A 26014-nucleotide genomic window follows, 5' to 3' on the forward strand; every position below is an offset into this window, starting at 1 on the left:
AGGCATTGGGATAATCTATCGGAACAGATAATGAATCGGCGGAACGGTATCATATTCGATCACGATCTCTGCCGGCTCTCCGTATGACATGACCGGCAGTTTCTCATCGATCGTCACATCCACTATGTATCTGTAATCCCCCAGGTCAAGGCTTTTCTGCTCCCAATCCGTTGTAAAGTTCAATTCCTCCAACGTCTTCATCACTTCTTTGGAATTCAACGGTACCGTGTAGACCAGCTCCGTACGTCCCCTGATTCTCCTGCCGTCTCTGAGAATCACGTTAACCGGCTTGTCGTGAATGATCTCGCCCGTTATCTGATTCGGATTCACGAGACACAGAAAAGTATCGACGTCGTAATCTCCGCTTTCAATCATCGCTTCGGTTAACTCGTCCTTTTCTGTCCGGTGATCGTAATTATATCCAACGCCGGTAGTTGTCAGCTTTAACGGTACTCTCCCGACATTCCCCCATATCAGTACCACCCCCAGAAAGACCAGCAGTGTGGCGATGGAAAGCCATATGGACGGAGTCGCCACGGGTATATAATTCGTTATTTTCTCAGGGGATTTTCCCAGATTCTTGCCGGATAACTTCATCGCGATCCTCCCATTTCACATACAAACTGCCGGAAAATACATTATTTTCTTTATTCTATTGTAAATCACATTTTCTAAAAACAAAAATAAAAATAACCAATTTTACGAAAACTTTCCGCCCGATATTGTATGCTGTGCACTGCCCGATCGATTCCAAAGGCTTAACCGGTCGCAAAAAAAGCGCCAGACCGGTGCTTTGTTACAAACACAGACTGACGCTTCCGTTTCCTTCTTCCGTTTTCGAACAAAGTCCGCAAGCGGACTTCGGCTCCCCATCCCCTCAGTCCTGAGGGGAGCCCCGCGGACTTTGCGCGTTACCGCTCTGCAGCCTTAGAATACTCTTCTTCTGACACAGGTTCACACCACTCATTGGCTGTTTCTTCCCCGTCAATTTCAACCGCAAGATGAGAAAACCAGGAGTCCGGTGCCGCTCCATGCCAGTGTTTTACTTCCGCGGGAATATGGATCACCGTACCCGGAGTCATCGCAACGGCTTCTTTTCCCCACTCCTGGTAATAACCTCTTCCGCCGATGCAAATAAGCATCTGACCGCCGCCGGTCTTTGCGTGATGAATATGCCAGTTGTTTCTGCATCCGGGCTCAAAGGTCACATTGAACACCGCAACCTGCTCGGTTGAAACAGGAGCAAGATAACTCTGTCCTACAAAGAACTGTCCGTAAGGATTTGACTCGCCGATCGGAAAACAGATCGTATTCTGGTATCTGTCCTTCTCCGTGAGCTCCGGCACTTCTTCCTTCCATACTTCTTTTGCAAGGCGGAATACCGCCCAGCCCTTCGGCCAGCCAACATACATCGCGGCATGGGTTATGATCGCTGCCATTTCTTCCCTGCTGACTCCATGCGCCTTCGCATTCTGAAGATGGTATGTCAGAGAGGAATCCGTGATCCCCGATGCCATTAGAGCAACGACCGTAATGATGCATTTGGTCTTCACATCAATGGCTTCTGCATTCCACACCTCGCCAAAGAGCACATCATCATTCAGATGGGCAAACATCGGCGCAAACTCACCGAGCTGATCTCGTCCCGCTGTCTGGACTATTTTCTCTCTCATTGCCATTTTCCTCACTTTCCGATCTTCTGATCTCCTATCGACCATACATGTCTCTTTGCCGCGTCACTTCTCCCGTTCTGAGCCATCACACCGGCAAGCGGATGCGGTACGTATAACTCTTCCAGATACCGGATCTCATCGCCGGTCAATTCTAACCGGTCGGCCTTGGCTGCGTCTTCTATGTGGGAACGTTTTGTCGCTCCGACAACCGGTACCGTCACTCTGGTCAGAAGCCAGGCCAGCGAGATCTCCGTCATAGTCACGCCATGTCTCCCGGCCAGTTCCGCTACCCGGTCTATGATCACACGGTCCTGTTCTTTGACCGCATCATACTTAAACTTCGCATAGGTATCCTCGGCTGCTCTCCTGGTATCACCTTCCCCGGGCTTTCTGGAGAGTCTTCCGCTTGCCAGTGCACTGTACGGGGTAAGCGCGATATTTTCTTCTTCACAATACGGCACCATCTCACGCTCTTCTTCCCGGAAGATCAGATTATAGTGCCCCTGAACCGAGACAAATTTTGCAAACCCTTCCTTTTCCGCCAGCGCATTGGCCTTTGCAATCTGCCATGCAAAACAGTTTGAAATTCCGATATATCTTGCCTTTCCCGCTTTCACAATTCGGTTCAGGCCATCCATGATATCGTAAATGTCCGTATTCCAGTCCCACATGTGATAAATATAGAGGTCCACATAATCCATGCCAAGGTTCTGAAGGCTTGTATCCATCATGTTCTCGATATGCTGCTGTCCCGTGATCCCTTTTTCCATCTCCTCCGGTGTCCTTGGAAGAAATTTGGTGGCAACAACCACATCCTCGCGCTTTGCGAAATCCCTGAGTGCACGCCCGACATACTGCTCACTGGTTCCGCTCTGATAAGCGATCGCCGTATCATAGAAATTCACTCCGAGTTCCAGACCTCTTTTGATGATCTCCCTCGAATGCTCCTCATCGATTGTCCAGCTGTGCTGCCCTCTTGACGCGTCGCCAAATCCCATACAGCCCATGCAGATGCGTGAAACATTCAATTCCGAATTCCCGAGTTTTGTATACTTCATCGTCATGCCTCCTGCTTCTGTCTGCCACTTCGACGATTATCCAATTCCAAGTTTCCCGATCCATTTCACGAGCTCATCATCCGATGCACCCGCGCCGAATCGGCTGCCCGGAAGCCATGTGCCGGATCCTGCTTTTTCTGCAAGGTTATCACGGCTTTTCTCGATACCGCTTCCTCCCGAAGTGCAGAACGGTATGATCGTTTTTCCTTCAAAACGATAACTCTCTACAAACGTATCCATGATTCTCGGTTCTTCGCCCCACCAAATCGGATATCCAAGAAAAACCGTTTCATAATCATGTTCAACATCAATCCCGATGTCTTCAAATTCCGGTCTTACCGACGGATCATTCTGCTCTCTTGTCGTTCTGCTGCTCTTGTCATTGTAGTTGAGATCGGCATCACGATACCGTTCCCTCGGGACAATCTCGCATAAATCCGCTCCTGTGACCGAAGCGATTCTTTCCGCAATCCGCTTTGTGGTACCTGTTGCTGAAAAATAAATCACCAGCACTTTTTTCTCATTGCTTTCCTGTACTGTACCAACGTTTTTTTCTGTTTTCAGATTCGCTGCTTCTTTTGAGATCTCTTGTTCACTCATATTTGCGGAAGCTGAACTGACAGCAGCTTTGTCCGCTGACCGGCTCGAACACCCCATAACCGCCAACATCGCAAACAACGCGATCAACAGCACGGAACCTATTTTTTTCACCCGACAACCTCCTTCTTTCGGACTTCTTTCAAACTTCTCTCAGACTTCCCTCCGACTTCATTCATAAAACCAGCTTTAAAAACTGACAGGTCATTTCGTAAACCGTCACATCCCGATGGGACAGTTTCACGTCATCCATTGCTGATATCTGTTTTTCTGTGGGATACGCATACGGGTAGATTCCGTACATATAGGGAAAGAATGCATATCGTATCTGTTCCCTCTTCTGCTCGGACACTTTGAGATGCTTTTTCAGACATTCATCAAACAGTTCTATCGTCCTCTTAAAAATCCTCTTATACTCTACAAGCAGTTCATCCCTGCTGTTTTCCTCTATTTCGTACAGATTCATCGCAGAAATCTTCAGAAGCGTTTTTCGTTCCTCCATTGATTTTGCGATCGCTCCGGCCAAAGCATCCCGATCCATAACGGAATCTCTGTCCGTGATGTTTTTGAGGGCATCATTCCACTTCATATATTCGCGTGTCAGAAGACCTAAAAAGATTTCTTCTTTCGTCTGAAAATAATTGTAAATGGATGGCCTGGAAAAGCTGGTTTCCGTGCTGATCACCTTTATGTTAATGCTTTGAAAACCCAATGTTTCATATAGTTTTTCGCAGGCATCCATGATTTCCTCTCTTCTTTTGTCAATGGTCTCTTTCAGTTCTACTGCCATAATCCGTCTCCTCATAACTGTGTATCAATGCATTTTATATTAGCTTCCTGTTGACACGCAGTCAATCCCGGAGCAAAAAAAATCATTCCATCTTCTTTTCCCACATACGGATCAGGTTCAATTCCAGACTGTCTGCCGTATTCTCAAGCATCTTCATTTCATCCGGTGTCAGTTCAACACGGCATGCTTTCACTGCATCCTCAACATGTTCAACCTTTGTCACACCAATAATGGGCAGTGTTCCTTTTGCAATTGCCCATGCCACCGGTATCTGCGCAGGGGATACTTTATACTTATCCGCCACTTCCTGCAGCCTGGCATTCATGATCTCGAGTTTGTCCAGTACCGGATTATACGTTTCCGCCCGTCCGGAGCCTGCAGGCATCGGATGCCCGGTATCATATTTTCCGGAAAGCGCGCCCTGCTCCAGAACCATATACGACCAGAACGAAATGCCGTTTTCTCTGCAGTACTCAACAATACCGGAATCCTCGGAGGACCGGTTGAGCAGGCTGTAATGATTCTGTACCGCGCCCAGCCGGAGACCATGCGCTCTCAGTATTTCGTCTGCTTCTTTGATCTCGGCAAGATTGTGATTGGATACACCGATCACCGGAACATCGGCTTTTCCTTCGAAATACTTTGCCACCTCTGCGATCCACTTTGGAGCATCCACAGGATTATGTACCCAGTAAATATCCATGTTGCCGATTCCCAGCATCTGATATTCCGTCTTCAGCATATCCTCAACCGGTGTCTTCGAAGAATAGTCGGCACACTGAGGTGTAAATTTGTCCGATATGATGTAGGAATCTCTGGAATAATCTTTCAGAAAACGTCCCAGAATCTTCTCGGATGTTCCCATGCCATATACATAAGCGGTGTCCCAGAGATTGAGGCCCGCCTTCATTGCGGCATCAAATATCGGTTTCAGAGAATCCGCTGTCAGGTGATCTCCAAACGTTCCATCGTTGCCCCATGCCCATGCGCCAAGTGCAATCTTAGGTAATGAATTTGCCATACTGTCTGCCCCTTTCTGTTGACACTGTGTCAGTTATTGGTTGGATCATAACACCGAATTGACTCCGTGTCAACCGCGAATTAAAAAATATGCAGGCCCCGCTCCTGCATATCGCATTTTCACCGGTTCCAGATCTCATACCCCTGACGTCTGGCGGAGTCATACACCGGCTGCATATTCTTTTGCAGAATGTTGTAAAACTCTTCCTGCGTATTTCCCTTTCGGTACAGCTCCTGTCCGGCCCAGATGGAATGCAGATTGTCCCTGTAGCTTGAATCCCCCAAAGTATAAGGAAGCAGCACCACAGGATTCTCATAGACAGGAATCACATGAATCCGTCCTTCCTGATTCGGATATCCCGTCATAAGGAGCTGACAGCAGACGTTATCTGGCGCTTTGCATTCCGTCTGCGATTTTACTCACGTCAACAAATTCATAAGTGGTCCCTCTTCCAAGCGCATAAGTGACAGCGCCGCAGGTAACATTTGCCAGAAGAGCGTCACAGCGCGTCAGTCCTTCAAGAGTCGCGATATAATCAAGGGTTCTCGCAATAGGATCATCCTCATGGTCATCCGCAAAGACCTCAAGCAAAAGCTTATCCTGATATTCTTCCTTGCGGAAGTCAATACGCTTCTGTTTCGTGAAAATAAGCCTGTCCTTTAGTGCGCTGCCGGTAAACAGTTCAAGAATCCCCTGCTCCTCCGTTGCCAGATATACGAAATCGAACCCCTTTTCATCCACATATTTTATTGCTTTGTCAAGGGTTTCCCGGGCTGAGAGACCGTGCGGTACATACTTTGAAGTTCTTGGGATCAGATAATCGCTTCCTCTGACAACAACCGCCAGGATACGTTTTTTGTCTTTGGGAAATACCGCATCAAGCACTTCATTGGTGTGTTCAATCACATCCCGACGGTACTGCAGATCTTTTCCGTAAACCAGCTCTGCCCGCTGATTGGAAAATGTAAACTCGGTCATATATGGATTCAGTGTCAGGTTTGAATTCTGATCCAGGATAACATGCTGTGAGTTATAAACCTCCTGCAGAGTATATTCGGAAATCTGTTCAAAAAACATCCCCCATACATCTTCTCCGCTTACTCCGGCGAACTGATTGGGATCCCCGGCAATACCAAGATCAACGACCGGGATGAACTCCGGACGGAGACTTCGGATTTTCTGCTTGACCCCGATCACATTGTTAATCACAGCAGTAAGGCCGTTTTCCTTTACAGGCTGTTTTATCAGGTAGAAGGTCTTGTCCGGATTCTCGGGGCCGTAATAGAATTCCCTCTTGAGCCAATACAAACTGCTCATGATTGTGTAGCTGGGAACCTTCCCCATGAAAACCCCCTGTACGTCCCATTTGAGTTCGGGAAAGGCCCGGATCGTCCTAAGCGCTTTAAATTCGGGATGCTTTTTATACAACGCTTCTTCGCTGTCCGCGATAACCAGCTTTTCATTTTCCGAAAAGAAAAATGATGCATATTTATCCAAAAATACGATCACAATCTGCGGATTATGCGCCTGCACGATTCGGGCGGAATGGTAGCTGTATTCTTCAAGTTCCTCAAAGATCATCAGCTGGTAACGATCCACATAGGAATAATCCAGACCTTCATCAGAGGTTGAATAATCCCAGTAATTTGAAAGATGCATCTGAACCTTGGGATCATCCGGATTCAGATTCGTCGGATTATTTTTGTTCCATCCGAAACAAAAAACCGGTTCGCCATTATCATAAACGACAACCTTATGATGACGCATATCCTTGTTCCGGTGATAAAAATCCCTTGTCTTGATAAACACCTCCGGTTCAAGTTCAAACACTTTTCTTATTGTTCCTGGGATTTCTTCTTTTGGAAATATGGAAATCAATTGCAGCCTCCTCATAAAAATCATAAATCAGTGATGGTTTGTTTCAGTGCGCCAGTTTTCGGCTGTCCTCTACTTTCTTTCACACTATGCAAACAACTGCCCGGTGTCAAGCCCGCAGTTATGACCGGACAGCGTAACTTTGCTTGCGGCAGACTCCGGCTGCTTTGGGCAGTCTTTTCTTCTGATGCATGCCAGAAGATCTAAATCCACCACAAGGACCTTCTTACCCTGATCTGCAAGACCTGCATGTGGCAGCATCAAACCGGGGATCCAAACGGTATCTGAACATAAATCATCTGTTCGATCTGGAACTTCAGCGCAAGGTTGACGATCAGTCTGCAGTCAGTTAACGATGGTGAGCCGACGGGTGAAAATGAATTTGCGAAAAATTATTGACACTATCCATTATTCAAGTTTCTGAGAATACACAGCCGCTGCCAAGAAGCCTTGAGTCACTGATTGTGACATCAAAAAAAGGAACAGACTATTATATCTGTTCCCCTTTCTACAATTGTGCAAGCGGACTTGCACAATTTCATTCACATTTATATTTATCAATTATTCTAGATTCCATATCTTCCAAACTAGGTACAGTATCCTGCAACTCTGTAGGAATATCTTCCAGCAACTTGTACTCGCTGACTCCAATAGGTTTAGTCATATCTTTCAGAGCATATTCTGCAACAAGACGATTTTCATCCCTACATAGTATCAATCCTACAGATGGATTATCCGCAACACTCTTAACTTGATCATCCAATACTGATAAATAGAAATTCATTTTACCAGCATACTCCGGTTTAAACTTTCCTGTCTTAAGCTCTACTGCAAAGAAGCAGTGCATTATATAGTTATAAAACAACAAGTCAATATAAAACTCTTCATCCTGAACCTTAAGCTGAAATTGCTCTCCGACGTATGCAAAGCCTTTTCCAAGCTCCAACAGCAATTTTGAAACATTTTTCACCATCTCATGCTCAATATCTGTCTCTATCATCCGATCAGTCATCTGAACAAAGTCAAAAATGTATGGATCCTTCATTGTCTGTATTGCCAGTTCACTCTGTTTATCCGGCAATTTACCTGTGAAATTCTGAATCTTCTTTACACTCTGTCTGTCGTACAGATTACTTTCAATCTGCATAACCATCACGTCACGAGTCCATCCGTTTTCTATTGCCTTTCCCATATACCATAGATACAACTCTTTGGTATCAGTTTTGTCCATAAGTGCTATATGGTGATACCATGTTAGCCCAGAAAATCCCATAGAATCAATTTCATTCTCGTTAAACATCCCAGAGAATTTCTTCATATACTTAAGATTTCTTACCGAAAAGCCAGTTGCTTCAGGAAATTGAATTTTAATATCGGAAGCAAGATTGTCTATGAACTTATTTCCCCACTCACTCTTTTCAATGATAATCTGCCCCAGCTTCCAGTTCCTATGAAGCAAAACATTGTTCGTATTAACAACCGCCTCATAGCGAGCTGAGCTAATACATTCAAATGCCTTACTTAAAGCTTCTTTATACTCTGAATTATTGATTAACATATTGCTCCTTAGTTTGTGCAAGCCCACTTGCACAATTATAAATAGCTATTTTTACTGCTTTATAGGTTATCATTTTACATCAAATAATTCTATATCTTATTTATCGCTCAACAACCTTATTCATATCCTGCAGAATCCTAAACTGATTAAGTGCTACGCTTCTGAGCATAGGATTATGAAAACTGTCGAAGATAGATACAACCTCATCATATATCTTTAATCTTACTGTTATAGACTTAAGTGTAAATTCTTCACCCGATATTTTTATCAACACCTCTGGAGTTACTTTTAGCCAAAAGGTTATGGCTGACTTAAATTCCCCCGCTAATGTACAATTTTGTCTTGATCCATCTCAAAAGATTTTTGCTATAAAGGTTTGCAGAAGCTGTGAATCCAAATCTGCGCCTTTTGCCAGGAAATCCACAAAAACTAAGGGAACATTATCCATTTCTAATAAAAATCTTCACAAATGCCTATCAGCATTAATCCCTAACTACAATCCAGATACACGATACAAGCTTTCCGGTGAATATGACCGAGAGCACCACATTATGTTTTTTGATATAAAAGGAGCTGCTAAATGTGAATATCAGCCCTTTAAAAAAATAATTATTTATAACTTGTAATATTAATAAAGCCCTATAGCAGTTTTTCTGCTACAGGGCTGCATTTTAGTATAACTTTGCACCAGCTGGGATGTGGTTATCAATCATAAGAAGGTGAAGCTCTTCACCATCTGAATCCTTAAGGTTATTTACTGCAGAAAGCAGCATACCGCAGGATTCGATGCCCATCATTGCTCTCGGCGGAAGGTTTGTGATGGCGATCAGTGTCTTTCCAATCAGATCCTCCGGCTCGTAGAAAGCGTGAATTCCGCTCAGAATGGTGCGATCCTTGCCGGTTCCGTCGTCCAGTGTGAACTGGAGAAGCTTCTTTGACTTCGGAACTGCCACGCAGTCCTTAACTTTAACCGCACGGAAATCGGACTTGGAGAACGTCTCAAAATCAACCGTTTCCTCGAACAGCGGCTCAATCTTCACATTGCTGAAGTCGATCTTGCTGTTCGGAGCGAAAAATCCGTTGTCATCGGACGCAGCCGATGCAGAGCTCTTCTCCGGGTTAAGGGACTTAAGCGTCGGGAACAGGATTACATCGCGGATGGCTTCGCTGTCCGTGAGCAACATACAGAGACGGTCGATTCCGTATCCGATACCACCTGTCGGCGGCATACCAACCTCCAGTGCATTCAGGAAGTCTTCGTCGGTATGCTGTGCTTCCTCATCGCCTGCTGCGGACAGTGCGTCCTGAGCGGCAAATCTCTCTCTCTGATCGATCGGGTCATTCAGCTCGGAGTAAGCGTTGCACATCTCCCAACCATTGATGTACATCTCAAAACGCTCAACCTTGGACGGGTCGGACGGCTTCTTCTTGGTCAGCGGAGAAATCTCGATCGGGTGATCCATGATGAAGGTCGGCTGGATCATCTTATCCTCGCAGAACTCGTCGAAGAAGAGGTTTACGATGTCGCCCTTCTTGTGGCGCTCCTCGAACTCGATTCCCTTCTCGGCAGCGATCTTCTTTGCTTCCTCGTCGGTTGCAACCTGATCAAAGTCAATGCCGGTCTGCTCTTTGATGGCCTCGTTCATGGTCAGTCTGCGGAACGGCTTGGACAGGTCAATGGTAACACCCTTATAACTGATCACGGAACTTCCGCATACCTTCTCCGCCAGATAACGGAACATATCCTCGGTCAGATCCATCATGCCGTTGTAATCGGTATATGCCTGATAGAGCTCCATCAGAGTGAATTCCGGGTTGTGCTTGGTATCGACACCCTCGTTGCGGAATACACGGCCGATCTCGAAGACTCTCTCAAGGCCGCCGACGATCAGTCTCTTCAGATAGAGTTCCAGAGAGATTCTCATCTTTCTGTCCTCGTCAAGGGCATTGTAATGTGTGATGAACGGTCTTGCAGCCGCACCGCCGGCATTTTCCACCAGCATCGGAGTCTCAACTTCCATGAAGTCTCTTGCATCCAGGAAGTTACGGATCTCGCGAAGGATCTTGGATCTCTTGATAAATGTCTCCTTTACGTCGGCATTCATGATGAGATCGACATATCTCTGTCTGTATCTGGTATCGGTGTTGGTCAGGCCGTGGAACTTCTCCGGAAGCGGCTGAAGAGACTTGGAAAGCAGGGTAATGGACTCTGCATGAACAGAGATCTCCCCTGTCTTGGTCTTGAATACCTTACCGGTTACACCGATGATATCGCCCATGTCGTACTTCTTGAAGTCCTTGTAAGCTTCCTCACCGATGCTGTCTCTTGCGACATAGCACTGAATGTTGCCGAGTTTGTCCTGAAGATTGGTGAAAGAAGCCTTACCCATAACGCGCTTGCTCATCATACGGCCGGCAATGGATACCTCTTTATCTTCAAAGTTTTCAAAATCATTCTTGATATCGGTGCTGTGCGCCGTCTGATCAAACTTGGTGATCTGAAACGGATCCTTGCCTGCAGCCTGAAGTTCCGCCAACTTGTCACGGCGAACCTGGCGAAGCTTGTTGACATCTTCCGGCTTGTTATTCTGCTGGTTCTGCTGAACCTGCTCGTTCGCATTCTGTCCCATATTCTTTCCTTCTTCCCTTAGGATCACTGCCGGTGCCGCACACCTCCGGCGCCTGTCCGGAGTATGGCCGCAGCCATTGTGTTTTTGTTCTATAGCGCAGAAAAACCGCCGGCAATGCCTGCGGACTTTTCTGATATTCTTACTCTATAAGATCAGTTCTGATCTGCGTGCTCGATGGAGATAACCCTGTACTGCAGGGAGCCGGACGGTACAACAACCTCAACAATATCGTCAACCTTGTGGCCGATCAGCGCTGCGCCGACTGGGGAAACGTTGGAGATTCTGTGCTGCAGGGTATTGGCCTCGGAAGAGCCGACGATGGTGAATTCCATCTCCTCGTCCTCATCCTCATCGTAAACCTTAACCTTGGTTCCGACACCGATTTTGTCCAGTGTAAGCTCGGAAGCGCCGACAACTTCTGCGTTCTTCAGCATTTCCTCCAGCTCTGCGATACGAGCCTCGATATCACGCTGCTCATCTTTTGCTGCATCGTACTCTGCATTCTCAGAAAGATCGCCCTGCTCTCTTGCTTCCTTAATCTTCTCCGCAATCTCACGTCTTGCGTTAACCTTCAGATTGTAAAGCTCGGCTTCTCTCTCTTTGAATCCAGCTTCTGTCAAGACAACGTTCGCCATCGTATATCCTTCTTTCTTCTTTATAAATATCACAAAACAGGCATTCTTTCCAAGGATGCCTGCTCTGTTACGTTCTCCGCATACTGCGCAATTATACAGAAAGAATCCTGCCATGTCAAGACGAAATCACACGAAGATCCGCAGAATTCCGCCAAAAATCGCCGGTTTCGAAGCAGTCTGAATCTGTTTCCAAAGCCCGGAACGCTCTCCGCAGGATCTCCAGTTTCGGAACAGCCTAAACTCTCTTCTCCGGTGGCCCGGAATCGTTCCGCAGGGCCGCCAGTTTCGAAACAGCCTGAACTCACTTCTCCGGTGGCCCGGAATCGGTCAAAAACGCCGGTCCAGAAGCTCCAGAAGCCCATCCAGCGTCTCCACCATATTGATGTCATTTCGAAGCTGCGCGGAGTTTGGAATCCCGGCGGTGTACCAGAATACATGCTTTCGCATTTCGCGGATCGCAATGTATTCTCCCTTGACATCCACCATCATCTTCGCCTGCCGGCGGATCATGGCGAGGACCTCTTCCCTGGTCGGCTCCGGCAGAAGCTCACCGTGCTCCAGATAATGCACCACTCTCTTAAAAATCCATGGATTTCCCTTGGCACCTCGGGCAATCATCACACCGTCGCACCCGGTCTCGTCCATCATTTTTTTTGCGTCTTCCGGCTGGAAAATATCGCCGTTGCCGAATACAGGAATCGACACGGCCTCTTTCACTTTCCGGATAATTTCCCAGTCCGCCTTCCCACGGTAGTATTCTTCCCGGGTTCTGCCGTGCACCGCCACGGCGGCAACGCCGGCCTGCTCCGCCATCTTTGCGAATTCAGGCGCGTTGATGGAGTCATCATTGAATCCCTTCCGGAATTTAACTGTCAGCGGCTTATGGAGTTTTTTTGCCATCGCCGACAGGATCCGGAACGCAAGATCGGGATCACGCATCAAAGCGCTTCCCTCATGATTATTCACGACTTTTGGGACCGGGCACCCCATATTGACATCAATGATGTCGTACGGACCTTCTTCCAGACGGACCGCAATCTCCGCCATGATGTCCGGATCGGAGCCGAAGAGCTGAACCGCAAGCGGATGCTCTTCCGGAACGGTGCGAATCAGTTCATTGGTATTTTTGTTGCCGTAGTAAATGGCTTTTGCGCTGACCATCTCCGTGCAGGTCAGTCCCGCTCCCATCTCCTCACAGAGAATACGGAACGGAAGGTCCGTCACCCCGGCCATCGGACCGAGCGCAACATTGTGCTTTAATTCGATATTGCCGATTTTCATGCGATTTGTCCGATGTCCTCTCACCTGGTCTTCTTCATGTTCTCGTAGAGCTGTCTGGCCGGTCCGTCTCCGCCGACTTCCTCGATCGGCTTTTTCAGAACGATCAGCTTATAGTAAAGTTCGAGCGACTCCAGGAATTCCGCCTTCTCCCGGCGGATCTGCTTGATCTTCAGGTCGCTTCCGATATCATCGAAGAGGAAATCGTCCTGTTTTGCCATCACCTTGAGATTCAGCGTTCCGTCCGGCGCAAATTCCATAAAGAACTCGCCGCCGACATCCTCCGTAAAGAGCACGCAGGTTACGTGGAGTTCCTGCTGGATCTGCTCCGGAAGAATCGCAAACTGCTGGTTAAAGAAGTATTTCTGTGTATAAGACGATGCGCCGCAGAGAACCACGTTCTCGCCGTCTTTGTTGTCATTGACATTCTGCATCTCTGCCATGATTGATTCCTTTCTCTGATCGTCCGTTTCAGGATTATGGATGTTTACCCGATCTGTCTTGTTTAATTTCGAACTGATTTTGTTTTTTCAAACTGTTTTGTCTTTGTTCGAACCGTTTTGTCTTTTCTCTCTATTTTCTGCGTCCGCCGATTATAACACAGTTTCCTTTCTGTGCACAATACGTTGCCGGTCACTCTGTATCTGCCGAAACAATTCTCCCTGTAATTCTCTCATCTTCTTGCAACGGCGTGTATATCTTTGCGAGATATTTTCGGAAATGACAATTGCAAAAAATTGCGGCGCAAGATCAGATCGAACCATTTCCATCATTCCGCTCACATTTAAAACCGCCGGGCAACGCCCGACGGTTCACACTTTTGATATATCGTTTTACGTCTTTTCTGTCAGCGAATCAGCTGTTTACTGATCTCATACTCATCCTGCGGAAGATCCTTGGTCATTGCAAGCGCCTCCTGGATATCAAAGTCGACATACGCGCCGCCCTTATATCCGATGACGCGGTTGGTCTTACCCTCCATCAGGAGCTGAACGGCCTTGGAACCCATGATGGACGCGTATACTCTGTCCTTACAGGTCGGTGAGCCGCCGCGCTGCATGTATCCGAGGATGGTGGCACGGGTCTCGATTCCGGTCGCCGCCTCGATCCGGCGCGCCATGGATGCGGAGTGCCCGATACCCTCGGCGTTGATGATGATGTGATGCTTTTTGCCGCGCTTTCTGGAATCAATGATACGATTGATGAGCTGCTGCTCGTCACCGTCATACTTCTCCGGAAGAAGGATATCCTCCGCGCCGTTTGCGATACCGCACCAGAGGGCAATGTATCCGGCATGGCGCCCCATAACCTCGATAATGGAGCAGCGCTCGTGAGAGGTGGACGTATCTCTTACCTTGTCGATCGCCTCCATCGCGGTGTTGATCGCAGTATCAAATCCGATGGTGTAATCCGTACAGGCGATATCGAGGTCGATGGTTCCCGGCAGTCCGATGGTATTGATGCCGAGCGCGGAAAGCTTTCCGGCGCCGCGGTAGGATCCGTCGCCGCCGATGACAACCAGGCCGTCGATTCCATGTTTTTTACAGATCTCCGCGCCTCTCTTCTGACCTTCTTCCGTCATGAATTCCGGACATCTGGCTGTATAGAGAATGGTACCGCCGCGCGCGATGATATCCGCCACGCTCAGCCCGTTCATATCCACGATCTCTTCCTGAAGGAGTCCCGCGTATCCGCGCATGATTCCCTTTACCTTCAGCCCGTTGTTGATGGCGGTTCTGACGACTGCACGGATGCAGGCATTCATTCCCGGCGCATCGCCGCCGCTGGTCAGTACGCCGATCGTCTTCACACTATTAGCCATAGTCCTTCCTCCTCCGGATCGTCCCGTATGTTTGCAAATTCTGCACCGTTTTCTTCGGCAGGATTCGTTAATTTTTAAACACTTTAAAATATTTTATAGCAGTTTTTGTATCTTGTAAAGAACAAAGTCCTTAAGCGGTCTCCGGCTCTCCATCCCTATTCCTGAATGCTTGCTGACTCCGGGGCCTCATGCCTGAAAAGAGTTTGTGGTCTCCTGACCCCGTCCCCAGGGCTCATCGCATTCCGAAGCCCGCGCGTCCGAAGGAAATCTTTGATGCGACGACGCTGACATTGTCCTCGCCGACCCCGGCCTTCAGTGCGTCAAGCAATGCCGGCCCCGCCTTCACGCTCATGTTCGCCGGCAGAACTTTCTTCGCCTTTTCTTTGGCAACATAGACCACAACGCTGTCTTTTCCGTCGCTTCCGGCGATAACCTTTTCCATCCAGGCAGCCTTCTCGCGGTACTCTTCCATGTCCGCAAACCGGACCCACACCTGACTCGGCACGTCCTCAAACGGAACGATCCGCTCACAGATGAGTTTTCCCTCCGGGTCATCCCCGATGCTGACTCTTCCGCGGATAAAGACCTTGCTGTCCTCCGACGTAAACAGCCGGTACTGCTCGTAGGTCTTTGGGAAAATGAGGCATTCCACGGTTCCGGCCATATCCTCAACGGTGACAAAGGCCATAATCTGATTCTGCCGCGTCGTCTTGACTGTCTTTGCCGTGATCATACCGCCGATCACCACATAATCGCCGTCAGTCACGCCGGCCTCGCCGGTATCCTCGTCCACCAGAAAGTCTACCGTTCTTGCGGTGATATTTTTCTTCCAGATCTCCTCGTAAGCCTCCAGCGGATGTCCGCTGACATAGACGCCGAGAGTTTCTTTTTCAAACGCCAGAATCTCCTCTTTGGAGTACTCGCCGACCTTCGGCATGGAGATCTGGAATTCTTTCTTCTGATCCTCGGACACAATATCGAACATGGAGATCTGTCCCGCCATCGAATTTTTCTTTTCCTTGGCCTTCTGATCCAGAAGATCACCGGAAATCAGGAATTTCTGTTTTCTGGTTCCCGGAAGTCCGTCCATTGCGCCGGACTTGATAAAGCCCTCCAGAGTTCTGCGGTTGACGTCTTTGCCCGCCATCCGGTCCACAAAGTCCTCGATGGTGCGGAACGGACCGTTATTCGTCCGCTCTTCGATCATCCGCTCCACCACGGACTGGCCGATGCTCTTGATCGCAGAAAGGCCGTACCGGATTGATCCGTCTGAAACGGAGAATCCGACTTCACCTTCGTTGATGTCCGGCGGAAGAATCCGGATGTCCATCTGCCGGCAGTCGGAGATGTACTCCGAAACCTTCGTGTTATTGTCGCGGACAGAGGTCATGAGCGCTGCCATGAACTCCACCGGGTAGTAGCATTTCAGCCATGCGGTCTGGAAGCAGACCACCGCATATCCCGCCGCATGGGATTTGTTGAACGCATATTTGGCGAAATCGATCATGCCGTCGTAGATATGGTTCGCCACCGCCTCGGAGATTCCGTTGGCAACGCAGCCCTTGATCCCGAGCTCTTCATTGCCGTACACGAAGTTTTTGCGCTCCGCCTGCATTTCGTCCTCGTGCTTTTTACTCATCGCGCGGCGGAGCTGATCGCTTCGGCCCCAGGAGAAGCCTGCCAGATCGCGGACGATCTGCATAACCTGCTCCTGATAGACGATGCAGCCGTACGTCGGCGCGAGGATGTGCTCAAGTTCCGGGCACTCGTAGGTGATGGATGAGCGGTCATTTTTCCCCTTCAGATACTGCGGGATGAAATCCATCGGGCCCGGTCGGTAGAGGGAAATGCCCGCGATGACATCTTCCAGACTCTCCGGCTTCAGTTCCTTCATGAAGGACTTCATGCCGTTGGACTCGAGCTGGAAGACTCCCTCGTCTTTTCCGGTTCCGACCATATCCAGAACCTTCCGGTCGTTGAAATCGATCCGATCCATATCGATTCTGGTTCCGCTGCTCTTTTCCGCCATGCGCGCGGCGTCCTTGACGACGGTCAGCGTGCGAAGCCCCAGAAAATCCATCTTCAGAAGACCGAGTTCTTCGATCGTCGTCTTCTCATACTGGGTGGTGATCGAGCCGTCCGCGCCCCGCGAGAGCGGCACGTACTCGTCTACCGGTGCCGCGCAGATCACAACGCCGGCGGCATGGATCGACGTATGGCGCGGCAGTCCCTCGAGCCGGCGGGACATATCAATCAGATATTTCACTTCCGGATCCGTATCATAGAGCTGCTTCAGCTCCGGATTGGCCTTCAATGCCTTGTCCAGCGTGATTCCGAGATCCGTCGGGATCATTTTCGCGATCTGGTCACAGCGGGCGTACGGGAGATCCAGCGCGCGTCCGACGTCGCGGATGACGCCTCTTGCCGCCAGCGTACCGAAGGTGATGATCTGGGATACGCAGTCACGGCCGTATTTTTCCGTGACATAATCGATCACCTCCTGCCGGCGCTCGTACTCGAAATCGATATCGATATCGGGCATGGATACACGTTCTGGGTTCAGGAAACGCTCGAAGATCAGCTGATAGCGGATCGGGTCAATGTTGGTGATGCCCATGCAGTAGGAGACAATGCTTCCAGCCGCACTTCCTCGTCCCGGTCCTACCGCGATATCGTGGGAGCGGGCAAAATTGACATAATCCCACACGATCAGGAAATAGTCGACAAAGCCCATGTGCTGAATGACGCCCAGCTCGAAATCGAGCCGCTCCCGGATGGAGGCATCCCCGTCCGGGTACCGCTTTTCAAAGCCCTCGGTACAAAGCTTGTTCAGGTATTCCCAGGAAGTCATACCGTCCGGCACCGCGTATTTCGGAAGTTTCCGCTCGCCGAATTTAATCTCGACATTACAGCGCTCCGCGATCCGGTGCGTGTTGTCAATCGCTTCCGGCGCATAGGGAAAGAGCGCCCGCATCTCTTCTTCCGACTTCACATAGAACTGGCCGCCCTCATAGCGCATACGGTCGGTATCGCTAACCTTCTTCGCGGTCTGAATGCACAGAAGAATGTCGTGCGATTCCACGTCATCGGCATTGATATAATGGCAGTCGTTGGTCGCCACCATCGGAATTCCGGTCTCCTGATGCAGGCGCATCACGCTGGCATTGACCTTTTTCTGCGCCGGAATGCCGTGATCCTGCATCTCAAGGAAGTAGTTCTCCTCGCCGAAGATCTGCTGATAGTGAAGAGCCGCCTTCTTCGCCTCCTCATAGAGATCCGCGGTCAGAAGTCTGGCCACTTCTCCGGCAAGGCAGGCGGAGCAGCAGATGATGCCTTCATGGTATTTTTCCAGCGTCTCGTAGTCGACCCGTGGCTTGTAATAGAATCCCTCGACAAAGCCGACGGAGACGATCTTCATCAGGTTTGCGTATCCCTGATTGTTCTCTGCAAGCAGGATCAGATGATAATAGCGCTGCTCATCCGATCCGACTTCGCGGTCATGTCTCGATCCCGGCGCCACATAGACCTCGCAGCCGATGATGGGTTTGATCCCCCGTTTTTTCGCTGCACGGTAGAATTCAATCACACCGTACATATTCCCGTGATCCGTGATGGCAATGCTGTCCATCCCAAGTTCTTTCGCCCGGTCCATGAGCTCATCGATCTTACTCGATGCGTCCAAAAGGCTGTATTCCGTATGCAGATGCAGATGGGTAAATGCCATCCCGGTCCTCCTTACATTCAAAACTGATATGTGCTCGCGCAGAGCAGATCCGCTGTTCTTCCATTGCAGAGGCCTGCGCATCCCCGCGAAGCGTTTTTGCGGGATAGAAATTCCGGAGAAATATCCTATGCCACAATGGAAACAGTCCGCCGCAGAATACTCCGCGGCGGACTGTGCGTTTTTTTATTCTGCCGATCGGCAAATCCGATCTTCTTATGATGTCAGGTAATCCTCAATTCCCTTCAGAGCAGCCTCTTCGTCGCCGCCCTCCGCGGTGACCGTAATCATCTGGCCGTTTGTCAGAGCCAGGGACATCATTCCCATGATGCTCTTTGCATTCACCTGACGGGTTCCGCTGACAATATGAATGCTGGAATTCTCAAACTGGCTCGATACCTGTACCAGCATTGCCGCCAGTCTTGCTTCCATTCCCTTTTTCAGATTGATTGTAATATCTCTGGTCATGCCTGTTACTCCTCTTACTCCGGCGAGATCCCCTGCTCCTGTCTCAGTTTCTCCGCGATCTCGCTGATTCTCCTGAGTCGGTGGTTAACACCGGACTTTCCGACCGGCGGCTCCAGCATGGTTCCGAGCTGCACAAGCGGTGCATCCGGTGCATTGAGCCTGAGTTCCGCCATCTGCTTCAACGGTACCGGCAGTGATGCCAGTCCCCTGGTGTCCCTGATATACTCGATATCTTTCAACTGCCGTACCGCCGCGGATACGGTCTTGTTGATGTTCGCAGTCTCACAGTTTACCTGTCGGTTGACACTGTTTCTCATGTCCTTGACGATGCGGATATTCTCCATATCCATCAGGGCAGTATCGGCGCCCATCAGTCCAAGCATATCACGGATTTGGTCACCTTCTTTAATATATACCACATAATACTTCTTCCTGACAACAATTTTTGCCTCGATGGAAAAGGTCGAAATGATGGTACAAAGCTGATCTGCGCGCTCCGGATCGGACGTCACCAGCTCATAGTGATAACTCTTTTCCGGATCGCTGATGGAACCGGCCGCAAGAAAAGCGCCGCGGATATAACTGCGCCTGCAGCAGTCCTGCCGCAGGACGATATTCCGGACTCGCGCGAAATCCTCGCCGATCTCGCCGTCTTCCGAGATCATTTTCACCGCTTCCAGAACCCGTCTCGTCCCCTCGCTGTCGCTCACATAGACGATGTACGTCCGGTTCTTTTTGGAAAAATGGCTCTGCCGGACAGCAATCTCGCTCCGGACCTGAAAAGCCTCTTTCAGAAGAATGAAGAACTTTCGCGCAACGGTCACATTTTCCGTATGGATCCGGAGAGTATAGCGGCCGCTCTCATCGGCCGAAATAGTGCCGCACATGCCCAGAAGCGCCGCCGTCTCGGCGATCTGGCAGTGTCTGGCTGCCGGCACCACTCTTGATAATTCATCCTTCACGCGGGAAGAAAACGACATCGGTCACCCCTGCTTTCCGTCCCGGTCCGCGTCTCTGTGCTCGATTCGAAGACCGATCTCCTGATGTGATTTCAATGCTTCATGCAAAAGGTTTGCCACCGTCACGCTGCGGTGTTTTCCTCCGGTGCAGCCGATCGCGATGACCAGCTGATTTTTCCCCTCTTTCACATAGTACGGAATCAGGAAATCCAGCAGATCGGAGATCCTCTGCAGGAACTCATCGCAGGTGCCGCCCTGCCGCACATAGTCCTGCACCTCTTTCTCGTTGCCGGTCCGGTGCTTCAGCGCATCCACATAATACGGATTCGGGAGGAAACGGACATCAAACACAAGATCCGCGTCGCGCGGGATCCCGTACTTAAAGCCGAAGCTGAGCACCGTCACAAACAGACTGGAGAATTTCTCATTCTTCACAAAGATCCTTCCGAGTTCGTCCCGCAGATCTCTGGTCAGAAGCGCGGACGTGTCAATGATGTAATCCGCTCTCTTTTTCAGAAACTCCAGCTGTTTCCGCTCTTCGCGGATTCCTGTCTCCACTCTTCCGCCCGGTGTCAGCGGATGCGCACGGCGGGTCTGTTTGAACCGGCGCACCAGCGCGTCCTCGTTGGAATCCAGAAAGAGGATGGAATACGGAATTCCATTCTTCGTCCACTGATCCAGCGTGTTCGCCAGTTCCGGCAGCTCATCGCCGCTCCGGATATCCACGCCGAGCGCCGCCGTGCTGATTCCGCTGCCGGAATCCCGGACCAGCTCTGCAAATTTATCGACCAGCGGAATCGGGAGATTGTCCGCACAGTAAAAGCCCATATCTTCCAGCGTTTTCAATGCGGTCGTCTTACCCGCGCCGGACATTCCGGTCACGATTACCAGTCTCATATCTCACTCACCTCTTCTGCTGTTGATGACCATCCGATCCATCGGCTTTCCACTTTTCTCCGATCAGTAAACCCGGTCTGCCCTATCCTCTGTCTCAGCGCTTCAGCACCTTGATCCGATATGCTCCGGGTTTTGGGAAATACTTCCTGCCCCAGTCTCAGCAGTCAAATCCGAGCATCATGACTTCCGGCTCCAGCTTTACGCCGGCGTCTTCATAAACGCGCTTCTGTACACCGCGGATCACTGCCAGCACGTCTTCCGCCGTGGCGTCGCCGCGGTTGATGACAAACCCGCAGTGTTTCTCGGAAACCTGTGCGCCGCCAACGGTAAAGCCGCGAAGTCCCGCGTCCTGAATCAGCTTTCCGGCAAAATAGCCTTCCGGTCTCTTAAACGTCGAACCGGCGCTCGGGAATTCCACCGGCTGTTTTTCTCTTCTTCGGCCGTTCAGGTCATCCATGGTCTCCCTGATGGTCTCCGGATCGCCTTCATGAAGGACGATCTCCGCGGAGAGCACAATCCACTCATTTTCTGGAATGCTGCTGTGACGATAGGAGAGATCCAGATCTTCCGCCGCAATCCGCTCTGTGCGTCCATCCCGTGTAAATACGCGGGCCGAACGGACGATCTGCTTCATTTCGCCGCCGTAGGCGCCGGCGTTCATCACCAGCGCGCCGCCCAGAGTTCCCGGGATTCCCGACGCAAATTCAAATCCGGTCAGCGATTCCTTCAGCGCCCGTCTCGCGATCGATGCGAGAAGCGCGCCCGACCCCGCCTCGATCACGACACCGTCCGCCTCCTCCCGCACTTCCATTCCGGAGAGGTTGACGCCGCTGTGAACGATCACGCCGCGGTATCCCTCATCACTCACCAGGAGATTGGAACCGTTGCCAAGAATGAAATACGGAACCTCCTCCCGTCTGCAGAGCCGGACAACCTCCCGGAGCGATGCCTCATCCGCCGGTGCCGCGTACCAGTCCGCCGGTCCGCCCACCCGGAATGTGGTGTGATTCTTCATCGGCTCGTCTTTCAGCACACGGCCGCCATAGGCCGCGCTCTGCAGTTCTCTCTCAAAACTCATGTTATGTTCTCCGTTCGTTCTTTCCTTTTATTCGGTCTTTGCGACCATGGCCTCCTGAACTCTGCGGTAGAGTTCCTGCGCCGTATTGTAGCCCATGCCCTTCTGTCTCTGGTTGACTGCCGCTGACTCAACGATAATCGCGAGGTTACGGCCCGGGCGGATCGGGATCGAGTGACATACGACTTTATTGCCCAGAAATTCCATAAACTGGTCTTCCAGACCGAGACGGTCGTATTCCTTCTCTTTATCCCACTCCTCCAGTTTGATGACCATATCGATGGTCTTCTGGTCTTTCACCGACTGTACACCGAACAGCGTCTTGACGTCAATCACGCCGATTCCGCGCAGTTCGATAAAATACCGCGTGATGTCCGGCGAAGTTCCGATCAGCTGGGAGTCGCTGGTCCGGCGGATCTCCACCACGTCATCACTGACCAGACGGTGTCCGCGCTTGATCAGCTCCAGCGCCGCCTCACTCTTACCGATGCCGCTCTCGCCCATGATCAGAACGCCGACACCGGCAACGTCGACCAGAACGCCGTGCACGCTGATCATCGGTGCCAGGCGGTCCGTCAGCCACAGAATAATCTCCGCCATCAGGTGCGATGTCGGCTTCTCACTCATCAGACACGGCACCTCATAGTGCTCGCAGAGGCTGATGATATCGTCCGCCGGTTCGATGCCCCGGCTGTAGAGAAGGCACGGAATTCCCGATGCCAGCAGTTTCTCAAAAACTTCCAGCCGTTTCTTGTCCGGAAGTCCGTTTGTATATGCAGTCTCAACATTTCCGATGACCTGAACACGGTCACTGTCGAAATGTTCCAGATAGCCGGTCAGCTGAAGCGCCGGCCGGTTTACTTCGGCATTTTTCAGAACGATCAGGTCCGTATCGATCTGAGGAGTCATGTTCTTCAGGCCGAGTTTGTCAATCAGTTCCGTGATGGTAACGTCTGCCATAAATCCCCCATTCCCAGCAGAGTCTGCTGTATGATTCTATCTTCCCGTCTGTGTTTATCATTTCTTCATTTGTATCGGTTCTTTTGTATCGGTTCATTTGTCTCGATCCGTTTCCCCGTTTTCTGCAGGACGTCCATATCCGCCCGCATTTTCAGTTTGCGCGGTTCTGGATTTCCACAACCTCATGGGGCGCCGCTTCGGGGTCTGCCTTATGGAAGAATCGGTACACTTCCTCCGCAGATGCCTGATTCATCGACGGGCATTTCGCCAGCTCTTCGACGCTCGCATCGCGGACGGCTTCAAAGGTCTTGAATTCGCGCATCAGCGCCAGTCTCCGCTTCGGGCCGATCCCCGGGATATCATCCAGAACCGAGTGTACCTGCTCTTTTCCGCGCAGGCTCCGGTGATACTCGATGGCAAACCGGTGCGCCTCGTCCTGAATCCGTGTCACTAATTTAAAGCCCTCAGAATGAGTATCGATCGGAATCTCCACATTATTATAATAGATTCCGCGCGTTCTGTGTCGGTCATCCTTCACCATACCGCAGACCGGAATCGATAAATTCAGATCGTTCAGCACTTCCAGCGCGATATTGACCTGACCACGGCCTCCGTCCATCATCAGAAGATCCGGAAAACGCGTAAAGCTTCCGGAGGCGACATCGCCTCCTTTTCTGCGGATCTCCTCCGCCTCGTCAATGCCGTGCTGAAAACGTCTCGTCAGAACTTCCCGCATCGACGCGTAATCATTCGGTCCCTGCACCGTGCGGATCCTGAATTTTCGGTAATCGTTGCGCTTCGGCTTTCCGTTCTCGAAGACAACCATGGAGCCAACGGATTCAAAACCGCTGATGTTGGAGATATCGAACGCCTCCATCCGGTGAAGTCCCGCCAGTCCTATCCACTCACCGATCTGGTTCATGGCGCCGATCGTCCGGAGTTCCTCGCGCTTGATCTTCTCGCTGTCCTGATCCAGAACCATGCGGGCGTTTTTCTTCGCCAGCGCCACCATTTTCTCCTTGTCACCCTTCTGCGGCACCACGATCCGCACTTTCTGCCCGCGTCTTGCGCTCAGATAGGCTTCGATCGTCTCCTGGTCCTCGATGGGCTGCTCAATCCAGACCTCATGCGGGATAAACGGCGTTCCGGAATAATACTGCTTCACAAAACTTGACAGAATCTGCCCGTTGTCCTGCACGTCCGAAACGGTCAGGTGGAAATGGTCCCGGCCGATCATTCTTCCGTCCCGGATGAAGAACACCTGCACCACTGCATCCAGATCTTCCTTTGCCATCGCAATGATGTCGCGGTCGTCCATGCTCTGGCTGGTGATCTTCTGCCGCTGCTCGACCGCCTGCACGCTGTGGAGCAGTTCCCGGTATTCGATGGCTTTCTCAAATTCCAGATTGTCGCTGGCTTCCATCATCCGCTGCTCGAGTTCTCTCGTCACCTTTTCGTACCGGCCGCCCAGAAATGCCAGCGCCTCAGCGACCTTTTCCCCGTATTCTTCCTTTGAGATCCGGTTCATGCACGGCGCATCGCACTGCTGAAGGTGATAATACAGGCACTCCCGCCCTTTTCCGATGTCCTCCGGAAGCCGGCGGCTGCAGTTGCGGATGTGATAGAGCTTATGAATCAGGTCAATGGTGTCTTTCACCGCCGTCGAATCCGTGAACGGTCCGAAATATTTCGCACCGTCCCGCATCATTCGGCGTGAGAACAGAACCCGGGGATATTCTTCATTGACCGTCACTTTTACATACGGATAGGTCTTGTCGTCTTTGAGCATCGTGTTGTATTTCGGCCGATGCTCCTTGATCAGATTATTTTCCAGAATCAGGGCTTCGAGCTCCGAATCGGTCACAATATACTCAAAATACCAGATCAGCTGAACCATCCGGGTGATCTGCGGCCCGCGGTTCACGATCTTTCGGAAATACGACCGGACACGGTTATGGAGATTCACCGCCTTGCCGACGTAGAGAATCTTGTCCGTCTCGTCGTGCATGATATAAACGCCCGGCTGTTTCGGGAGCTTCTTCAATTCCTCTTCCAGAACAAATCCCGGTTTAAATGCCATGTTTCCCTGTCTTTCTATATATGTTTCTCATCCGCGGGACCGCATATGCGGTGCATCGAAATGCTGCTGCAGAAGGATGTATTTCCGGATCGCATCCAGCTGATCCTCGACTCCCGCACCGGTGTATTCCAGGTCGAGCGCCGCGCACATCGCGACGACTTCCCGTTCGCTCACAATCCCGCTCATTTTCCGGAGAACTGCAAGTTTCTCTTCCACATCCGCCGCATCCAGGAAGTCATAGAACAGCGGGTTGAGTGACTGCTGCCCTTCCGATGCGGTCCGGGCAGTCTCCCGGGGCTTCTGCACCGCCGCTGCGTCCCGGCCGGCTTCCGTCTGCATCGCTGCTGACTGTACCGACGCCGTCTTTACTGCTGTATTCTGCATCGCCGCGGTATGCCTTGCCGCGTTCTGTACCACTGCGTCCTGCATCGCTGCAGGCCGTCCCGCTCCCGTCTGTACTGCCGCCGGTTTCGAAGCAACCGTCCGTCGCTCGGTCACATAGTTTGCCCGGCCGATAATCTCGTGCCGGTTCGAGACAACCGGAATCTTTGCGCCCACAAACCGGCCCCGTTTCTCCCAGATGTCTCCGCGGGTGTCCTTTGCATTCCCTGTGTCCCGTGCGTCCTGTGTGTCCTTTGTATCTCTGACATACGCTGCATCCCGTGCATCTTTTGCGTCATTTGTATCTTTCGTGTACGCTGTGCCCGGTGCGGCTTTTGCGTCATTTTTATCTCTGGCGTACGCTGTGCCCGGTGCGGCTTTTGCGTCATTTGTATCTTTGGCATACGCGTTGCCCGGTGCGGCTTTTATATCTTTTGTGTCGCTTGCATACACTGTCTGGGCCGCCGTCTGCGCAGCCGGCACGTCTGTCTTTCTTCCTTCGGAATTGATCCGGCGATCCGCTGCCACGGCCGATA

General features: G+C 50.8%; 21 protein-coding genes. All 21 read right to left on the reverse strand.

All coding sequences use genetic code 11. The features are described 5' to 3' along the window. Nucleotides 1-15: 15 nt before the first annotated feature. Nucleotides 16-597, reverse strand: a complete 582-nt coding sequence (locus BR86_RS0100715) for a hypothetical protein (RefSeq protein WP_031471102.1) — start codon at nucleotides 595-597, stop codon at nucleotides 16-18. Nucleotides 598-911: 314 nt separating this feature from the next. Further along, a complete protein-coding gene (locus BR86_RS0100720; protein WP_031471103.1) occupies nucleotides 912-1673 on the reverse strand; it encodes a carboxymuconolactone decarboxylase family protein in 762 nt (253 codons plus the stop codon). 11 nt (nucleotides 1674-1684) lie between these two features. Next, on the reverse strand, nucleotides 1685-2731 hold the full coding sequence (locus tag BR86_RS0100725; protein ID WP_031471104.1) for an aldo/keto reductase: 1047 nt from the start codon (nucleotides 2729-2731) through the stop codon (nucleotides 1685-1687). A gap of 36 nt (nucleotides 2732-2767) precedes the next feature. Beyond that, nucleotides 2768-3442 carry a flavodoxin gene (locus BR86_RS0100730; protein ID WP_031471105.1) on the reverse strand — a complete coding sequence of 225 codons (675 nt, stop codon included), beginning with the start codon at nucleotides 3440-3442 and terminating at the stop codon, nucleotides 2768-2770. A 61-nt stretch (nucleotides 3443-3503) separates the two neighbouring features. After that, complete coding sequence (locus BR86_RS0100735) at nucleotides 3504-4118, reverse strand: TetR/AcrR family transcriptional regulator (protein ID WP_031471106.1); 615 nt, start codon at nucleotides 4116-4118, stop codon at nucleotides 3504-3506. Nucleotides 4119-4200: 82 nt separating this feature from the next. Then, the gene (locus tag BR86_RS0100740) at nucleotides 4201-5139 is read right to left on the reverse strand and encodes an aldo/keto reductase (protein ID WP_031471107.1); all 939 of its coding nucleotides are present in this window, start codon (nucleotides 5137-5139) and stop codon (nucleotides 4201-4203) included. A gap of 119 nt (nucleotides 5140-5258) precedes the next feature. Beyond that, nucleotides 5259-5468 (reverse strand): hypothetical protein, encoded by a 210-nt coding sequence (locus tag BR86_RS15470; RefSeq protein WP_242841536.1) that lies wholly within the window; start codon nucleotides 5466-5468, stop codon nucleotides 5259-5261. Between the two features lie 55 nt (nucleotides 5469-5523). After that, nucleotides 5524-6969: a hypothetical protein gene (locus BR86_RS0100750; protein ID WP_143099279.1), complete on the reverse strand. Its 1446-nt coding sequence runs from the start codon at nucleotides 6967-6969 to the stop codon at nucleotides 5524-5526. Nucleotides 6970-7552: 583 nt separating this feature from the next. Then, nucleotides 7553-8572 (reverse strand): PDDEXK nuclease domain-containing protein, encoded by a 1020-nt coding sequence (locus BR86_RS0100755; RefSeq protein ID WP_031471110.1) that lies wholly within the window; start codon nucleotides 8570-8572, stop codon nucleotides 7553-7555. A 671-nt stretch (nucleotides 8573-9243) separates the two neighbouring features. Next, nucleotides 9244-11202 (reverse strand): lysine--tRNA ligase, encoded by a 1959-nt coding sequence (gene lysS / locus BR86_RS0100760; protein ID WP_031471111.1) that lies wholly within the window; start codon nucleotides 11200-11202, stop codon nucleotides 9244-9246. A 152-nt stretch (nucleotides 11203-11354) separates the two neighbouring features. After that, nucleotides 11355-11837 (reverse strand): transcription elongation factor GreA, encoded by a 483-nt coding sequence (gene greA / locus BR86_RS0100765; RefSeq protein WP_031471112.1) that lies wholly within the window; start codon nucleotides 11835-11837, stop codon nucleotides 11355-11357. Nucleotides 11838-12164: 327 nt separating this feature from the next. Next, nucleotides 12165-13118 carry a tRNA dihydrouridine synthase DusB gene (gene dusB / locus BR86_RS0100770; RefSeq protein WP_031471113.1) on the reverse strand — a complete coding sequence of 318 codons (954 nt, stop codon included), beginning with the start codon at nucleotides 13116-13118 and terminating at the stop codon, nucleotides 12165-12167. A gap of 20 nt (nucleotides 13119-13138) precedes the next feature. Continuing rightward, a complete protein-coding gene (locus BR86_RS0100775) occupies nucleotides 13139-13549 on the reverse strand; it encodes a DUF6145 family protein (protein ID WP_051684514.1) in 411 nt (136 codons plus the stop codon). 413 nt (nucleotides 13550-13962) lie between these two features. Continuing rightward, nucleotides 13963-14937, reverse strand: a complete 975-nt coding sequence (pfkA, locus tag BR86_RS0100780; protein WP_031471115.1) for a 6-phosphofructokinase — start codon at nucleotides 14935-14937, stop codon at nucleotides 13963-13965. A 232-nt stretch (nucleotides 14938-15169) separates the two neighbouring features. Then, nucleotides 15170-18661, reverse strand: a complete 3492-nt coding sequence (locus BR86_RS0100785; protein WP_031471116.1) for a DNA polymerase III subunit alpha — start codon at nucleotides 18659-18661, stop codon at nucleotides 15170-15172. A gap of 213 nt (nucleotides 18662-18874) precedes the next feature. Further along, a complete protein-coding gene (locus BR86_RS0100790) occupies nucleotides 18875-19126 on the reverse strand; it encodes an HPr family phosphocarrier protein (protein WP_031471117.1) in 252 nt (83 codons plus the stop codon). Nucleotides 19127-19140: 14 nt separating this feature from the next. Further along, nucleotides 19141-20106: a DNA-binding protein WhiA gene (whiA, locus tag BR86_RS0100795; RefSeq protein WP_031471118.1), complete on the reverse strand. Its 966-nt coding sequence runs from the start codon at nucleotides 20104-20106 to the stop codon at nucleotides 19141-19143. A 3-nt stretch (nucleotides 20107-20109) separates the two neighbouring features. Continuing rightward, entirely contained in the window at nucleotides 20110-20982 is an 873-nt protein-coding gene (gene rapZ, locus BR86_RS0100800; protein WP_031471119.1) for an RNase adapter RapZ, read from the reverse strand. A gap of 157 nt (nucleotides 20983-21139) precedes the next feature. After that, on the reverse strand, nucleotides 21140-22060 hold the full coding sequence (murB, locus tag BR86_RS0100805) for a UDP-N-acetylmuramate dehydrogenase (protein ID WP_031471120.1): 921 nt from the start codon (nucleotides 22058-22060) through the stop codon (nucleotides 21140-21142). A 27-nt stretch (nucleotides 22061-22087) separates the two neighbouring features. After that, complete coding sequence (gene hprK / locus BR86_RS0100810; RefSeq protein WP_031471121.1) at nucleotides 22088-23017, reverse strand: HPr(Ser) kinase/phosphatase; 930 nt, start codon at nucleotides 23015-23017, stop codon at nucleotides 22088-22090. Between the two features lie 151 nt (nucleotides 23018-23168). Further along, nucleotides 23169-25097, reverse strand: a complete 1929-nt coding sequence (gene uvrC, locus BR86_RS0100815; RefSeq protein WP_051684487.1) for an excinuclease ABC subunit UvrC — start codon at nucleotides 25095-25097, stop codon at nucleotides 23169-23171. Nucleotides 25098-26014 lie beyond the last annotated feature (917 nt).

The organism is [Clostridium] aminophilum DSM 10710 (genome assembly GCF_000711825.1).
Classification (GTDB): domain Bacteria; phylum Bacillota; class Clostridia; order Lachnospirales; family Lachnospiraceae; genus Clostridium_R; species Clostridium_R aminophilum.

What these genes read in the sequence shown, in the direction of transcription:
- BR86_RS0100715 (WP_031471102.1), bottom strand. Translation starts at nt 597, where the DNA reads ATGAAGTTATCCGGCAAGAATCTGGGAAAATCCCCTGAGAAAATAACG.
- BR86_RS0100720 (WP_031471103.1), bottom strand. Translation starts at nt 1,673, where the DNA reads ATGAGAGAGAAAATAGTCCAGACAGCGGGACGAGATCAGCTCGGTGAG.
- BR86_RS0100725 (WP_031471104.1), bottom strand. Translation starts at nt 2,731, where the DNA reads ATGAAGTATACAAAACTCGGGAATTCGGAATTGAATGTTTCACGCATC.
- BR86_RS0100735 (WP_031471106.1), bottom strand. Translation starts at nt 4,118, where the DNA reads ATGGCAGTAGAACTGAAAGAGACCATTGACAAAAGAAGAGAGGAAATC.
- BR86_RS0100740 (WP_031471107.1), bottom strand. Translation starts at nt 5,139, where the DNA reads ATGGCAAATTCATTACCTAAGATTGCACTTGGCGCATGGGCATGGGGC.
- BR86_RS0100755 (WP_031471110.1), bottom strand. Translation starts at nt 8,572, where the DNA reads ATGTTAATCAATAATTCAGAGTATAAAGAAGCTTTAAGTAAGGCATTT.
- lysS (WP_031471111.1), bottom strand. Translation starts at nt 11,202, where the DNA reads ATGGGACAGAATGCGAACGAGCAGGTTCAGCAGAACCAGCAGAATAAC.
- greA (WP_031471112.1), bottom strand. Translation starts at nt 11,837, where the DNA reads ATGGCGAACGTTGTCTTGACAGAAGCTGGATTCAAAGAGAGAGAAGCC.
- dusB (WP_031471113.1), bottom strand. Translation starts at nt 13,118, where the DNA reads ATGAAAATCGGCAATATCGAATTAAAGCACAATGTTGCGCTCGGTCCG.
- BR86_RS0100775 (WP_051684514.1), bottom strand. Translation starts at nt 13,549, where the DNA reads ATGCAGAATGTCAATGACAACAAAGACGGCGAGAACGTGGTTCTCTGC.
- pfkA (WP_031471115.1), bottom strand. Translation starts at nt 14,937, where the DNA reads ATGGCTAATAGTGTGAAGACGATCGGCGTACTGACCAGCGGCGGCGAT.
- BR86_RS0100785 (WP_031471116.1), bottom strand. Translation starts at nt 18,661, where the DNA reads ATGGCATTTACCCATCTGCATCTGCATACGGAATACAGCCTTTTGGAC.
- BR86_RS0100790 (WP_031471117.1), bottom strand. Translation starts at nt 19,126, where the DNA reads ATGACCAGAGATATTACAATCAATCTGAAAAAGGGAATGGAAGCAAGA.
- whiA (WP_031471118.1), bottom strand. Translation starts at nt 20,106, where the DNA reads ATGTCGTTTTCTTCCCGCGTGAAGGATGAATTATCAAGAGTGGTGCCG.
- rapZ (WP_031471119.1), bottom strand. Translation starts at nt 20,982, where the DNA reads ATGAGACTGGTAATCGTGACCGGAATGTCCGGCGCGGGTAAGACGACC.
- murB (WP_031471120.1), bottom strand. Translation starts at nt 22,060, where the DNA reads ATGAGTTTTGAGAGAGAACTGCAGAGCGCGGCCTATGGCGGCCGTGTG.
- hprK (WP_031471121.1), bottom strand. Translation starts at nt 23,017, where the DNA reads ATGGCAGACGTTACCATCACGGAACTGATTGACAAACTCGGCCTGAAG.
- uvrC (WP_051684487.1), bottom strand. Translation starts at nt 25,097, where the DNA reads ATGGCATTTAAACCGGGATTTGTTCTGGAAGAGGAATTGAAGAAGCTC.